The sequence below is a fragment of the Pseudomonas donghuensis genome, assembly GCF_000696345.2.
Classification (GTDB): domain Bacteria; phylum Pseudomonadota; class Gammaproteobacteria; order Pseudomonadales; family Pseudomonadaceae; genus Aquipseudomonas; species Aquipseudomonas donghuensis.
The window spans coordinates 182453-196061 of record NZ_CP071706.1 but is presented as its reverse complement, the minus strand read 5'-3'; the positions used below and the strand labels follow the sequence as shown (position 1 = coordinate 196061).

The window sequence follows — 13609 nt, the reverse complement described above, 5'->3', positions numbered from 1 at the left end:
GAAGAAACACTTCCCCATCTTAATTACAATCGACGCCGACCGCAGCCCTATCCATACCAAAGAGAATTCCTATCATGGCCATCCGTAGCTTCCAGCATCACACTCCCAGGCTTGGCGAGCGTGCCTTTGTCGACCGCAGTGCCGTGGTGCTGGGCGATGTCGAGATCGGCGCCGACAGCTCGGTGTGGCCATTGACGGTGATCCGCGGCGATATGCAGCGCATCCGCATCGGCGCGCGCACCAGTGTCCAGGACGGCAGCGTGCTGCACATCACCCATGCCGGGCCGTTCAACCCGGATGGTTTCCCGCTGCTGATCGGCGATGAAGTAACCATTGGTCACAAAGTCATGCTCCATGGCTGCACCCTGGGCAACCGCATCCTGGTCGGCATGGGCAGCACCATCATGGATGGTGCCATCGTCGAAGACGAAGTGATCATCGGCGCCGGCAGCCTGGTGCCTCCGGGCAAGCGCCTGGAAGGCGGTTTTCTCTATGTCGGCAGCCCGGTCAAGCAGGCCCGCGCCCTGACCGAGAAGGAGCGCGCGTTCTTCCCCTACAGCGCCGGCAACTACGTCAAACTCAAGGATCAGCACCTGGCCGAAGGCTACCACCTGCCCGAGTGAACCTGTCCACAGCCCTATTCGAGACTGCCATGCACCAGCAAAACATCCTCTTCGACCTCGACGGTACTCTGACCGATCCGCGATTGGGCATCACCCGCTCGATCCAGTACGCACTGGCCAAGCTCGGCATCGACGAGCCGGACCTGACGCGCCTGGAACACTTCATCGGCCCGCCGCTGCTGCAGGCATTCATGCAGTTCTATGCTTTCGATGAAGCCAAGGCCTGGGACGCGGTGAATTTCTACCGGGAGCGCTTCAAGGTCACCGGCCTGTACGAAAACCAGGTGTTCGACGGCGTCAGCGAACTGCTCGAATCCCTGCAAGGGCAGGGGCGCACCTTGTACATTGCCACCTCCAAACCCTGGGAGTTTGCCCGCGAGATCGCCCGCCATTTCGATTTCGCCAAGCACTTCAAGGTGATCTACGGCAGCGAGCTGGACGGCACCCGCACCAACAAGGTCGAACTGATCCGCCACCTGCTGGCCGAGGAAGCCCTGGACCCGGCGCAAACCCTGATGATCGGCGATCGCAAGCACGACCTGATCGGGGCGCACAGCAACGGCCTGGAAGCGGTAGCGGTCGGCTATGGCTTTGGCAGCCATGAAGAGCTGACGGCGCAACAGCCGGCTTATCACTTTACGACCGTGAACCAGTTGCACCAGGCGTTTCAGCGCAGCTGAGAAACCGATCGCGGGTCAAGTCGAGTCGCCGCGCCGCCGCTCCTGTAGGAGCGGGCTTGACCCGCGATGCTTTTCAGCGCCTGCTGGCGTTGTTTGATTGGCAGCCGCCCCAAGGCTTCTACCCGTTGGTAGAACACCTGCCAATCGCCACCCACCTCGACAAACAGCTGTGCAAACGCCGGTACCCACTGGTCATACAGGCCAAAGGGCAGCAATTTGGCATTGTTCATCGGGGCATTGATCCAGGCGTCATAACGCCCGCGCCCGCCCCATTGGCTATCGCGCAAGGTTCGATACTCACCGCGCAGGCGTTCGAACTCAGCCTGCTTGCCTGCGCGCTTGGCGGCTTCGGTCAGCGGCGCCGCATACAAGGCCTTGAGCCGCTCGCGGCTGGCCAGTACCAGCCCGATGAACTGGTCGCGCTGCCGGCTGCCATCCTCGGCCAGCACCGGCAGCCCCCGCGCCGCGCGCCACTGGCGGGTGCCTTCCTGTTCGACGAAGGTGGCGAAAGACTCATTGAACGCGGTGTCGTCCCGCACATAGAGCCGTTGGTGGGCCAACTCATGGAAGATCACCGTGGCCAGGCGTTCATCGCCCCAGCCGAGCATGGAGCTGAGGATCGGATCGTCGAACCAACCCAGGGTGGAGTAGGCCTCAACACCGCCGACATAGACATCCAGCCCTTGCTGCTTCTGTAATGCCGCTGCCCCGCGCGCCGCGCCCTGCTTGTAATAACCGCGATAGGCGACGCAACCGGCGATCGGGAAGCAATGGGTTTGCGCCTCCAGTGAAAACTCCGGCGTGGCAAATACGTTCCAAACCACGAAGGGCCTGCCAATGTCGGCATACACCCGGTAACTGCGGTTGTCCGGCAGCTTCAGCTGGGCGCTGGCGAAAGCCCGGGCCTGCTCGGCCTTGAGCAGGTGCTGACGCAGTTTGCTGTCGGTGGCCGGATTGGCAACCAGGTCGGCAACCGGCTGGCGCGCCTGCAACAGCTGCCACTGACCGCTGGCCAGTTGCCCGTAGTAACTGACACTGGCACAACCGTTCAGCAGCCCGAAGGCCAGCAAGGGAACCAAGAAGCGCAAAATGTGGTCGAGTGCCCCATGACTTGAGCGCAACAAAAGAAATAGTCGAAGCATTCGCGTCCCGTCATTCGCTCAAGTACCCATCAGCTTCAAGACTATCCTGCCCGGCTGGAGTTTTACCATGCGTACACTGCTTGTCATCAGCGGTATTGTGCTTCTGTCCGGCTGCGCCGGCCTGCCTGCCCCCGACCCCAACCAGGCCTGGATCGACCTCGCATCAGGCCAGGACGACACCCTGCATGCCGTGGAAGTGGACGAGCGCGCCTGGGCCGACAAACGCTATTTCGAAGTACCGCCAGGCAGTCATGAGCTGACCGTGCGCTACCTGTTCCCGGTCAATCCAAGCAATATCGGCCCGGTCGACGAGCCGCTGTGGCGTGATTGCCAGCTGCATGTGAAGTTCAAGCATTTCAACGCCGGCCAGCGCTATCAGCTTGAGGCCGGCAGCATCGGTTTCCGCCCTTGGGCCAAGCTCTATGACGAACAGCGCAATGTGGTCGGCAAAGGCCTGCCGGCGGGCTGCCAGCGTACCTGAAGGCGTGAATGGCGCTATGCTTATGCTTTGTAGCCCGCACGCCGGAGTTCGCCATGCGCCAGCCTATGATGCTGCTCGCAATCAGTACCCTGGGAGCTTGCGCCAGCCCCCTGCCCCCTGTGGACAACAAGCAGGCCTGGGTCGACCTTTACACCATCACACCGGGCAAAGTGGTGATGGCCGAGCGGCTTGACGGAAAGCGCCTGACTGATGGTCGGTTCTTTCAGGTTACACCCGGTGCCCACGAGCTGGTGGTGAGGTTCGATTATGAAATCTATTCCGGTGGGTTCAGTACCGACCCGACCGAGCGCACCTGCTACCTGACGATCAAGTTCGCTCACTTCAAGGCAGGGCAGCGCTACCGTCTGGAAGCCCGCGCCCCAGCCATGCAGCCCAGCGCCTACCTCTATGACGCCCAGCGCAACGTCGTGGCCGAAGAGTCGAACGACGTGTTCTGCACACCCTGACGCCTAGCGATCATTGTTCTGGTAGATGATCTTCTTGGTGCCGTTTTCGCAGCTGCCGACCACCATGTTCTGGTCTTTGACTTCATCATTGCTGACGATTTCCAGGGTGTAGGAACTCACGTTGTTAGCCTGGATCTTGGCTTCGATCTCAGCCTTGAGCTCTTCACAGTCTTTCGTCGCGGCCAGCGCGGACGTTGCCAGCAGCGAAGCCAGCACAGCGATTGCAACACGGATCATGGAACAGCTCCTTGTGACAGCAGACGTTTTAGCGACCCTCATTTGACCACAACAAGCGCACTACGGTTCTGCCTTAGCTCAGCAGCATCGCGTCCAGGCTGACCCTCGACGCGGGACGGATTACAACGCCTGGCATTGATTCCTGCAGATGTGCCCATACAGAGCTAGAAAGGCCGTTGGATTATTTCGGCCAATCGACTGCCCTGGAGGCTCAAACGCCCATGAAGCAACTTGCGGATATCAAGATCTCTACCCTTGACCTGGTGCCGGTACGTGCCGACAGCGGCCCAGCGCAGTCTCTACGCAACTCCCTGGACCTGGCGCAACACGTCGAAAAATTCGGCTACAACCGCTTCTGGGTGGCCGAGCACCACAACATGGACGGCATCGCCAGCTCCGCAACTTCAGTGCTGCTCAGCTACCTGGCCGGTGGTACGTCAACCATTCGTGTGGGCGCCGGCGGGGTGATGCTGCCCAACCATGCACCGCTGGTGATCGCCGAACAGTTCGGCACCCTGGCCAGCCTGTATCCCGGGCGTATCGACCTGGGCCTGGGCCGCGCGCCGGGCTCCGACCAGATGACGGCCCGCGCGCTACGCCGCGAACGCTCTGGCAGTGCCGACGATTTCCCCGATGATGTCGAAGAACTGGTGCGCTACCTGGGGCCGCGCACGCCCGATCAGAAGGTCATCGCCGTACCCGGGTACGGTACCGAGGTGCCCATCTGGTTGCTGGGTTCGAGCTTGTTCAGCGCGCAACTGGCCGGCATGCGCGGTTTGCCCTACGCCTTCGCCTCGCATTTCGCTCCGCGTTACCTGCACGAAGCGATTCGCGTGTACCGCAACCACTTCCAGCCTTCGGCCGTGCTCGACAAGCCCTACGTTATGCTCGGCGTGCCGCTGGTGGCTGCCGAGACGGATGAACAGGCTGATTACCTGGCCACCTCGGTGTATCAGCGCATCCTCGCCCTGATGCGCGGGCAAAGCCTGGTGCAGCGTCCGCCGGTAGCGACCATGGACGGCCTGTGGCTGCCCCATGAGCGTGAAGCGGTGGGCAGTTTCCTTGGCCTGGCGATGGTCGGGAGCCCGCAGAAGATCCGCGCCAAGCTTGAGGTGTTGCTGGAGCAGACCGAGGCGGATGAGCTGATCTTTACCTGCGACCTGTATGAGCATGCGGACCGGATTCGGTCGTATGAGCTGCTTGCCCAAACGGTTTTGGGCAGCTGAAAGCCCTATCGCGGGGCAAGCCCGCTCCTACGTTGGAGCGGGCTTGCCCCGCGATGGCTTCAACACAGTCACCCGCGCTTGTAGACGATTTCCTTGGTGCCGCCTTCGCAGCTACCCACGACCTTGCCATCCGCGGCTGCGCCCTTATCGACGATTTCCAGGGAATAGCCGCTGACACCCTTGGCATCGAGCTTGGCGGCTATTTCAGCCTTGAGTTCTTCACACGGCTTGCCAGCAGCCAGCGCAGTACCCGCCAACGTCATCAAACCAATCGCTACTACCAACTTCTTCATCGATCGCTTTCCTTGTTCAGATCAAAATAGAGAAGGGCGCCAGGCAGGCCGGGCGCCTCAGGACTGTGTAACGCAATTGACCCGCACAAGCCAGTATCACCGCTTCAGCTGTTGACGATGCGAAAACCCACCTTGAGCGTGACCTGAAAATGCGCGGCCTTGTTGTCCTTGATATGGCCACGGGTATCGACCACCTCGAACCACTCAAGATGCTTGATGCTCTTGCCTGCCTCGGCCAGGGCGTTGTTGATCGCCTCTTCAATGGAGGTAGGCGAGGAGCCGACGAGTTCGATTTTCTTGTAGGTGTGGTGATCAGACATGGGCAATCTCCTTTTTGAATGTCAGATAGAGCCTAGCAGCGCTGGGCTGTTTTACCTGCGAAGGGTAAATGCCACTAAAAGTTCGACTGCACTTTCTCAACACCCTGTAGTCGGAATCTACACAGCTCAACTCAACCTTGAAGGAGAGTCACCATGGCCAACACCTCGCTGCGTAAAGCTTCACTGCAAAGCATGGAAGCGGAAATCGAAAGCCTGCTCAAGTCACTGGAAAGCCTCAAGGACGATGCCTCGGATGAGTCGCGCAAAACCCTGAAGGCGCTCAAGAGCAATGCCGAGAATGCCCTGCGCCATTCACGCCACCTGCTCAGCGATGCCTACGAAGAAGTCAAAACCAAAACCCGCGAGACCAGCCTGGCGACCCGCGACTATGCCCAGGAACACCCGTGGACCACCGCCGGTGTCGCTGTCGGTGCCCTCGGCTTGCTGGCGGCGTACCTGCTGTGCAGACGCGGTAACTAAGCGGCCTGGCGCGCAAGTTCCGCGCGCAACCAGCCAGCCAATTGCTCGGCGCGCCCATCTGCGGCGCGTCGCGGCACCCACAGGGCCAGCGCCGCCTGGGTTTCACAAAACCCCCAGGGCGCAGCCAGGCGCCCGCCACGCAAGTCATCAGCGACCAGCGGCTGCGGCGCTATCGCCACCCCCAGCCCCGCCACTGCCGCCTCCAACAAGTAATACAGATGCTCGAAATCCTGCCCATAGCGCAGCGCCTGGGGGTCGATACCCTGCTGCACGGCCCAGTTTGGCCAGGCTTGTGGGCGCGAGGTGGTCTGCAGCAGCGTTTCCGCCAGTAGCGCCTGCGCAGGCGCCCGCTGCAAGCGGTTGAACCCGGGAAAGTGCGGGCTGAGCACCGGGCCGATGCGCTCTTGGGCCAGCACGTGCACCTGCATATCCGCAGGCCACGGCGGCTCGGCAAACACCAGTAGCGCATCCAGCCCGGGGCGGCGCGGGTCGAGATCACCTTCACCGGCGGACAGGTGCAGGCGCAGTTCTGGCAAGTCCGCCTTGAGCCGGCCCAGTCGCGGGATAAACCAGCGCGCCAGCAGGCTGCCGGAGCAACCGAGGACAAACGGCGCATCGGCGCTGCTCTGGCTGATTTCTGCACAAACCCCGCGCAAGCGCTCAAAAGCATCGCTGCTGGCATCGCGCAGGCGCACGCCGGCATCTGTGAGTTTAAGGCCGCGTCCTTCTTTGACGAACAGCGCCACGCCAAGATGCTCTTCAAGCACCTTCAACTGGCGGCTCACTGCGCCATGAGTAACATGCAGCTGCTCGGCTGCCTGGCTGACACTGTTGAGCCGGGCGGTGGCTTCAAAGGCCCGAAGGGCATTGAGGGGAGGCAGGTCCTGGCGCATAACGTGTGAGTTTTCCTGACATGTTGTCGCAATCTTATCGGTTTTCAGCTGCGCGTGTCGTGGTTAGAGTAAAGCCATTGACGACTTAACTACCGCCCTGGAGCGACCCATGACCCAGACCAACTTCCGCGCCGGCCCTGATGCCAATGGCCTGTTTGGCGCATTCGGCGGCCGCTACGTGGCAGAAACCCTGATGCCGCTGGTGCTGGACCTTGCCCGCGAGTACGAAGCGGCCAAGGCCGACCCGCAGTTCCTCGAGCAACTGGCGTACTTTCAGCGCGACTACATCGGCAGGCCCAACCCGCTGTACTTCGCCGAACGCCTGACCGAACACTGCGGTGGCGCGAAGATCTTCTTCAAGCGTGAAGAGCTCAACCACACCGGCGCGCACAAGGTGAACAACTGCATCGGCCAGGTGCTGCTGGCCAAGCGCATGGGCAAGAAACGCCTGATCGCCGAAACCGGCGCCGGCATGCACGGCGTGGCCACTGCCACCGTCGCCGCGCGTTTCGGCCTGCCTTGCGTGATCTACATGGGCGCCACCGACATCGAACGCCAGCAGGCCAACGTGTTCCGCATGAAGTTGCTGGGCGCCGAAATCGTCCCGGTAACCGCCGGCACCGGCACCCTCAAGGACGCGATGAACGAGGCCCTGCGCGACTGGGTCACCAACGTCGACGACACCTTCTACCTGATTGGCACTGTAGCCGGCCCGCACCCGTACCCGGCAATGGTCCGCGACTTCCAATCGATCATCGGCAAAGAGACCCGCGAACAGCTGCAGGCCAAGGAAGGGCGCCTGCCCGACAGCCTGATCGCCTGCGTCGGCGGCGGCTCCAACGCCATGGGCCTGTTCCACGACTTCCTCGATGACGCCAGCGTGCAAATCATCGGCGTTGAAGCCGGGGGCCATGGCGTCGACACCGACAAGCATGCCGCCAGCCTCAACGGTGGCGTACCGGGCGTACTGCACGGCAACCGCACCTACCTACTGCAGGATGCCGACGGCCAGATCACCGACGCCCACTCGATTTCCGCCGGCCTCGACTACCCCGGCATCGGCCCTGAACACGCCTGGTTGCACGAAGTGAAGCGGGTCGAATACGTCAGTATCACCGACGACGAAGCCCTGGCCGCGTTCCACACCACCTGCCGCCTGGAAGGCATCATTCCGGCCCTGGAAACCTCCCATGCCCTGGCCGAAGCGATCAAACGCGCGCCGACCTTGCCCAAGGATCACCTGATGGTGGTGTGCCTGTCCGGGCGCGGCGACAAAGACATGCAAACCGTGATGAGCCATATGGCTGCCCAGGAGAAACAGGCATGAGCCGTCTTGAACAACGCTTCGCCGAGCTGAAGGCCGAAGGCCGCTCGGCACTGGTCACCTTCATCACTGCTGGCGACCCAGGCTACGACGCCTCGCTGCAAATTCTCAAAGGCCTGCCCGCCGCTGGCGCCGACGTGATCGAGCTGGGCATGCCGTTCACCGACCCGATGGCCGACGGCGTGGCGATTCAGCTCGCCACCCTGCGCGCCCTGGAGGCCGGCCAGACCCTGGCAAAGACCTTGCAGATGGTGGGCGAGTTCCGCGTCGACAACCAGACCACGCCGATCGTGCTGATGGGTTACTACAACCCGATCCACCGCTTTGGCGTCGAGGCCTTCGTTGCCCAGGCCAAGGCAGTGGGCGTGGATGGCCTGATCATCGTCGACCTGCCACCGGAGCATGACGCCGAGCTGGCCACCCCGGCCCAGGCCGCGGGTATCGACTTCATCCGCCTGACCACCCCGACCACCGATGACGTGCGCCTGCCACGCGTGCTGGAGCGCAGCTCGGGCTTTGTCTACTACGTGTCGGTTGCCGGTGTGACCGGTGCCGGCTCCGCGACGACCGAACACGTCAGCAGTGCCATCGAGCGCCTGCGTCGCCACACCGACCTGCCGATCAGCGTCGGCTTCGGTATCCGCACCCCGGAGCAAGCCGCGGCAATTGCCAAACTGTCGGATGGTGTCGTGGTCGGTTCGGCGCTGGTCGACAAGATTGCCACTGCCAAGACTGCCGAGCAGGCCGTGGGTGATGTGCTTGAGCTGTGCTCGGCACTGGCCCAGGGTGTGCGAGGTGCGCGCAAGGCTTGATACCTGTGGGAGCGGGCTTGCCCCGCGATTGCGGTCCATCAGACAGATCGCAATCGCGGGGCAAGCCCGCTCCTACCCCGGAGCCGTAAACTACTTGAAGATCGAAAGATCCAAAGGCCGCACCGCCCCCATCCAGATCGCATGATCACGATGATCGGCCAGTTCATCGCCGGTCAGCGGATGCAGAAACACCACCAACCCTCGGCGATACAACGCCAGCCAGGGCAACACCACCCCCACCACCTCAGGCCCGAACGCCAGTTGGCAGCTCCAGTCCGGATGCGGCCCGACCGGCTTCTGATGCATGCGCCCCATGGTCACCGGAAACAGCCGCGCGGCTTCTTCACACAGTTGCCGGGCCTGCTCCATGGTGCTGGCGTCATAGTAGATATGGGCGTGATAGCCTTTGATCCTTTGCACGAAAACTCCTGAATTACAACGAACCCGCAGGGTCTACACGGGTCAAATGATCACCCGCTGCCAATGGAGTGATCTGGTGAAAAATGCCGAAACCCCAGCGTTCAAACTGGTCCTGCTGGGAGGTTTGAGCAGCCTGGGCAGCGCCCTGATGGCCGAATTGCTCAAGCGCCAGCATGAGGTGATCGCCGTGGTCGATAACCTCAACAGCCTGGCGCCACGCCCCGGCTTGCACTTCAAGACTGGCGGCCTGGACAACCCCGATCAGGCCGAGCAAAGCGTGGCCGGTGGCTCGGCAGTGGTCTGCCTGCTGCCTGCACTGGCGCCCGACGACTTTGCCGCACAACTGCGCATGAGCCAGGCGCTGATCGCAGGTATGACCCGCACCACTATACGCCGGCTGTTGCTGGTGGGCGATTTCAGCGTGCTCGATCAGGGCGAAGGGCACAGCGAGCAGCAACGGGCCTGTGCCGACCAGATCGTCGACCTGTTGCAACGCAGCCCGCTGCACTGGACCCTGATCAACAGTCCGCAGCAAGTCGCCGGCCTGGGCATCGAGCACTTTCACCAGACGCATGGCACCCTCGAACCCGGTCTGGCCGAACCACTGCAGCGCCTGGCACGGGTGGCAGCCGCCATGGTCGATGCCCTGGAGCTGAAACTGCACCACGGTGAGCACGTGAACTTTGTCTTCTGACACGGCTTGCACCCGAGCGTCGGACATCGCACCCTGAACAGCTTCTGCCTGCGATAGAGAGTCTTCATGGCCTGGCCTGATCGCCACCGACTGCTGCCGTTTCTCACCTGGCTGCCGCGCCAGACCCGAGCCAGCGCGCGCCGTGATCTGTTGGTGGGTCTGAGCGGGGCGATCCTGGCACTGCCACAATCGATCGCCTACGCCCTGATCGCCGGGCTGCCCGCCGAGTACGGGCTGTACGCGGCAATTGTGCCGGTGATGGTCGCCTGCCTCTGGGGTTCGTCCTGGCACCTGATCTGCGGGCCAACGGCGGCGATCTCCATCGTTCTCTACGCCAGCGTCAGCCCGCTGGCGGTCGCTGGCAGCAGCGACTACATCACCCTGATCCTGCTGCTGACCTTCCTCGCTGGGGTGTTTCAGTGGTTGCTGGGGCTGCTGCGCTTTGGCGCGCTGGTCAATTTTGTCTCGCAATCGGTGGTGCTGGGCTTCACCCTGGGTGCTGCGGTGGTGATCGCGCTTGGACAACTGCCCAACTTGCTGGGGATGAACCTGCCCAGCCAGGCCACGGCCTTGAAGACCCTGCAACACCTGCTGGAGCACGCCGGGGAGGTGGATTGGCCTTCGTTATTGCTCGGCCTGGGCACTGTGCTGCTGGGTGCTGCGGTAAAGATGCTGCGCCCGCGCTGGCCCGGCCTGTTGATAACGTTGACGCTCGCCAGCTTGCTGGCCTGGTCGCTACCAGGGCTATTTGGCCATGTGCAGTTGGTACCCGGCTTCATCGGCCAGTTGCCACCGTTGAGTCCGTTGCCACTGCTGGACCTGGAATTGATCCTGCGTCTGCTGCCCAGCGCCGTGGCGGTCGGCATGCTCGGCCTGGTCACCAGCCTGTCGATTGCCCGCTCGCTGTCATCGCACTCTGAACAGCTCATCGACGCCAATCAGGAGATCCGCGCTCAGGGCCTGTCGAACATGGTCGGCGGATTCTTCTCCGGCTATCTGTCGTCCGGTTCCTTCACCCGCTCCGGGCTCAGCTATGACGCTGGCGCCCGCTCGCCCCTGGCGGGGGTGTTTGCCGCCCTGTGGGTAACCTTGTTTGCGGTGACCGGGGCGGGGTTGATCGCGCATATCCCGATCCCGGCCATGGCTGGCAGTATCCTGCTGATCTGCTGGGGCCTGGTTGATCATCGGGCGATACGTGCGCTATTCCGGGTCAGCCGTTCGGAATTCCTGGTCATGGCCCTGACGGGCGCCGCCACCTTGTTGCTGGAACTGCAAACGGCCATCTACGCCGGGGTGCTGGCGTCGCTGTTCTTTTACCTCAAGCGCACCTCGCGACCACGGGTACAGCAGTCCCGGGAGGGCGATGCCGATGTACTGCGTGTAGGCGGTTCAATCTTCTTTGGCGCCAGTCATTACCTGCAGGTACGCCTGCAACGTTGCCAGGGCCCGCAGGTGGTGATCGATGCGCGGCAGATCAATTTCATCGACTATTCCGGGGTCGACATGCTGCACCGCGAGGCACGACGGCTAGGTCGCGCAGGCGGCAGCCTGACGCTGCAACGGGCGCGCCCGCAAGTGATCGAGGAATTGCACAAACTCGAAGGGGCAGCGAACTGCCCGATCCGCTTCGAGGATTAGCCGCGCGCCAGTTGGCGGCGCAATTCGTTCAGCACCGGGGCGGTGTCGGGACGCACGCCACGCCAGATGAAGAACGCCTCGGCGGCCTGTTCGGCGAGCATGCCCAGGCCATCCAGGACCTTGGCGGCCTTGTGCTCGCTGGCCCAACGGCAGAAAGGCGTCGGCTCCTTGCCATACATCATGTCGTAGCACACGGTGTTACCCGGCTCGATCAGGCTGGCGGAGATGGGCGGCAGCTCACCGGCAAGGCTGGCAGAAGTCGCATTGATGATCAGGTCGACCGGCTCTTCAAGCCAGTCGAAACCGCTGGCAGCCACCGGCCCCAGGTCGGCGAACTCACGGGCCAGTTGTTCAGCTTTTTCCACCGTGCGGTTGGCGATCACCAGCGATGCCGGGTTGTGTGCCAGCAACGGCTCCAGCACCCCGCGCACGGCCCCGCCGGCGCCGAGCAGCAGGATGCGTTTGCCGGTCAGTTGCACACCGGCATTGACGGTAAGATCGCGGACCAACCCGGCGCCATCGGTGTTATCGCCCTGCAGGCTGCCGTCGACCAGCTTGCTCAGGGTGTTCACCGCCCCGGCGCGCTTGGCCCGCGGCGTCAGGCTATCGACCAGGCGATAGGCTTCTTCCTTGAACGGCACAGTGACGTTGGCACCCAGGCCCTGCTTGAAAAAGCCCTGGGCACACATGCTGAAATCATCCAGCGGCGCCAGCAAGGTGCTGTATTCCAACTGCTGGCCGGTCTGGTCGGCGAACAGACGGTGGATCAGCGGCGACTTGCTGTGGCCGATCGGGTTGCCGAATACAACGTACTGGTCCATTCACGCGGTTCCTGGGTCAAGGCCGGGCAGGCCCGGAAAGTTATCCACAGCAGCTCAATGGCTGGTCTTGGCCTCGCCAAGCCAGTCACGATCCTGCAGGAAATACTCGGTCAGGCGCGCTTCTTCGCTGCCTGGCGCGGCCTTCCAATCGTACCCCCAACGCACGTGCGGTGGCAGCGACATCAGGATCGATTCGGTGCGCCCGCCCGATTGCAGACCGAACAGGGTGCCACGGTCGTAGACCAGGTTGAACTCGACATAACGGCCGCGACGGTATTCCTGGAACTCACGCTGCTCGGCGGTGTAGGGCTGATCCTTGCGGCGCTGGACGATCGGCAGGTAAGCCTCGACATAGGCATCGCCAATGGCACGGATGAAGGCAAAGCAGGTATCGAAGTCCCACTCGTTCAGGTCATCGAAGAACAGGCCGCCAATACCCCGTGGTTCGCCGCGGTGCTTGAGGTGGAAGTAGCGGTCGCACCAGGCCTTGTAACGCGGATAGACGTCGGCACCGAAAGGCGCACAGGCGCGCTCGGCAACCCGGTGCCAGTGCACGCAGTCTTCTTCGTTACCGTAGTAGGGCGTCAGGTCAAAGCCACCGCCGAACCACCAGACGGCTTCTTCACCTTCTTTCTCGGCAATGAAGAAACGCACGTTGGCGTGTGAGGTCGGTACATGCGGGTTATGCGGGTGAATCACCAGCGACACGCCCAATGCTTCGAAGCCACGCCCGGCCAGCTCCGGCCGGTGGGCACTGGCCGATGGCGGCAGGCCGCTGCCGAAAACGTGAGAGAAGTTCACCCCACCTTTCTCGATGACCTTGCCATCACCGATCACCCGGGTCCGCCCACCGCCGCCGGCCTCGCGCGTCCAGGCATCCTCGACAAAGCGGGCACCACCGTCTTCGTTTTCGAGGGCGGTGCAGATACGGTCTTGCAGGTCGAGCAGGTAGGCTTTCACGGCCTCGGTGCGGCTAGTCATCAGGTCACCTGGAAGCGGGCTAAGGCAAATTCGGCGCGTAGCATACCACCGGCGGCAGGCTGGCCGCAGTTGACGGC

The 13609-nt window shown here is 62.7% G+C and carries 18 protein-coding genes; 10 read left to right on the top strand and 8 right to left on the bottom strand.

All coding sequences use genetic code 11. The features are described from left to right. Nucleotides 1–74: 74 nt before the first annotated feature. Together BV82_RS00975 and BV82_RS00970 are read left to right on the top strand one after the other, a co-directional pair. On the top strand, nucleotides 75–623 hold the full coding sequence (locus BV82_RS00975; protein WP_010222659.1) for a gamma carbonic anhydrase family protein: 549 nt from the start codon (nucleotides 75–77) through the stop codon (nucleotides 621–623). Nucleotides 624–652: 29 nt separating this feature from the next. Continuing rightward, a complete protein-coding gene (locus BV82_RS00970; RefSeq protein WP_010222660.1) occupies nucleotides 653–1303 on the top strand; it encodes an HAD family hydrolase in 651 nt (216 codons plus the stop codon). On the opposite strand, the gene BV82_RS00965 is transcribed toward BV82_RS00970, so the two are convergent. After that, entirely contained in the window at nucleotides 1291–2427 is a 1137-nt protein-coding gene (locus BV82_RS00965; RefSeq protein ID WP_223253807.1) for an aminopeptidase, read from the bottom strand. The genes BV82_RS00970 and BV82_RS00965 overlap by 13 nt on opposite strands. A gap of 85 nt (nucleotides 2428–2512) precedes the next feature. Here BV82_RS00965 and BV82_RS00960 point away from each other — a divergent pair, with 85 nt between their 5' ends. After that, nucleotides 2513–2926: a PA0061/PA0062 family lipoprotein gene (locus BV82_RS00960; protein WP_010222662.1), complete on the top strand. Its 414-nt coding sequence runs from the start codon at nucleotides 2513–2515 to the stop codon at nucleotides 2924–2926. A gap of 53 nt (nucleotides 2927–2979) precedes the next feature. Beyond that, the gene (locus BV82_RS00955) at nucleotides 2980–3393 is read left to right on the top strand and encodes a PA0061/PA0062 family lipoprotein (protein WP_010222663.1); all 414 of its coding nucleotides are present in this window, start codon (nucleotides 2980–2982) and stop codon (nucleotides 3391–3393) included. Between the two features lie 3 nt (nucleotides 3394–3396). Here BV82_RS00955 and BV82_RS00950 read toward each other — a convergent pair whose 3' ends face one another. Continuing rightward, on the bottom strand, nucleotides 3397–3630 hold the full coding sequence (locus BV82_RS00950) for a DUF1161 domain-containing protein (protein WP_010222664.1): 234 nt from the start codon (nucleotides 3628–3630) through the stop codon (nucleotides 3397–3399). 221 nt (nucleotides 3631–3851) lie between these two features. Here BV82_RS00950 and BV82_RS00945 point away from each other — a divergent pair, with 221 nt between their 5' ends. Further along, nucleotides 3852–4856 (top strand): LLM class flavin-dependent oxidoreductase, encoded by a 1005-nt coding sequence (locus BV82_RS00945; RefSeq protein WP_010222665.1) that lies wholly within the window; start codon nucleotides 3852–3854, stop codon nucleotides 4854–4856. 68 nt (nucleotides 4857–4924) lie between these two features. Here BV82_RS00945 and BV82_RS00940 read toward each other — a convergent pair whose 3' ends face one another. Further along, on the bottom strand, nucleotides 4925–5149 hold the full coding sequence (locus BV82_RS00940) for a DUF1161 domain-containing protein (RefSeq protein WP_010222666.1): 225 nt from the start codon (nucleotides 5147–5149) through the stop codon (nucleotides 4925–4927). A gap of 104 nt (nucleotides 5150–5253) precedes the next feature. Continuing rightward, a complete protein-coding gene (locus tag BV82_RS00935; RefSeq protein WP_010222667.1) occupies nucleotides 5254–5469 on the bottom strand; it encodes a dodecin in 216 nt (71 codons plus the stop codon). Nucleotides 5470–5622: 153 nt separating this feature from the next. Here BV82_RS00935 and BV82_RS00930 point away from each other — a divergent pair, with 153 nt between their 5' ends. Continuing rightward, on the top strand, nucleotides 5623–5949 hold the full coding sequence (locus tag BV82_RS00930; protein WP_010222668.1) for an ElaB/YgaM/YqjD family protein: 327 nt from the start codon (nucleotides 5623–5625) through the stop codon (nucleotides 5947–5949). On the opposite strand, the gene BV82_RS00925 is transcribed toward BV82_RS00930, so the two are convergent. Continuing rightward, a complete protein-coding gene (locus tag BV82_RS00925) occupies nucleotides 5946–6842 on the bottom strand; it encodes a LysR family transcriptional regulator (protein WP_036995300.1) in 897 nt (298 codons plus the stop codon). The genes BV82_RS00930 and BV82_RS00925 overlap by 4 nt on opposite strands. Nucleotides 6843–6951: 109 nt before the next feature. Between BV82_RS00925 and trpB the strand changes: the two genes are divergently transcribed. Then, the gene (trpB, locus tag BV82_RS00920) at nucleotides 6952–8169 is read left to right on the top strand and encodes a tryptophan synthase subunit beta (protein ID WP_010222670.1); all 1218 of its coding nucleotides are present in this window, start codon (nucleotides 6952–6954) and stop codon (nucleotides 8167–8169) included. Beyond that, the gene (trpA, locus tag BV82_RS00915; protein WP_036995299.1) at nucleotides 8166–8978 is read left to right on the top strand and encodes a tryptophan synthase subunit alpha; all 813 of its coding nucleotides are present in this window, start codon (nucleotides 8166–8168) and stop codon (nucleotides 8976–8978) included. The genes trpB and trpA overlap by 4 nt, the downstream gene beginning before the upstream one ends. A gap of 90 nt (nucleotides 8979–9068) precedes the next feature. Here the strand turns inward: trpA and BV82_RS00910 are convergent, their stop codons facing one another. Further along, the gene (locus tag BV82_RS00910) at nucleotides 9069–9398 is read right to left on the bottom strand and encodes a DOPA 4,5-dioxygenase family protein (protein ID WP_036995298.1); all 330 of its coding nucleotides are present in this window, start codon (nucleotides 9396–9398) and stop codon (nucleotides 9069–9071) included. 76 nt (nucleotides 9399–9474) lie between these two features. Here BV82_RS00910 and BV82_RS00905 point away from each other — a divergent pair, with 76 nt between their 5' ends. Continuing rightward, complete coding sequence (locus tag BV82_RS00905; protein ID WP_010222673.1) at nucleotides 9475–10092, top strand: NAD(P)-dependent oxidoreductase; 618 nt, start codon at nucleotides 9475–9477, stop codon at nucleotides 10090–10092. 66 nt (nucleotides 10093–10158) lie between these two features. Continuing rightward, a complete protein-coding gene (locus BV82_RS00900) occupies nucleotides 10159–11730 on the top strand; it encodes a SulP family inorganic anion transporter (protein ID WP_010222674.1) in 1572 nt (523 codons plus the stop codon). On the opposite strand, the gene aroE is transcribed toward BV82_RS00900, so the two are convergent. Both aroE and hemF read right to left on the bottom strand, forming a co-directional pair. Next, a complete protein-coding gene (gene aroE / locus BV82_RS00895; protein WP_010222675.1) occupies nucleotides 11727–12551 on the bottom strand; it encodes a shikimate dehydrogenase in 825 nt (274 codons plus the stop codon). The genes BV82_RS00900 and aroE overlap by 4 nt on opposite strands. Before the next feature lie 54 nt (nucleotides 12552–12605). Beyond that, nucleotides 12606–13532 (bottom strand): oxygen-dependent coproporphyrinogen oxidase, encoded by a 927-nt coding sequence (hemF, locus tag BV82_RS00890; protein WP_036995297.1) that lies wholly within the window; start codon nucleotides 13530–13532, stop codon nucleotides 12606–12608. Between the last annotated feature and the right edge of the window lie 77 nt (nucleotides 13533–13609).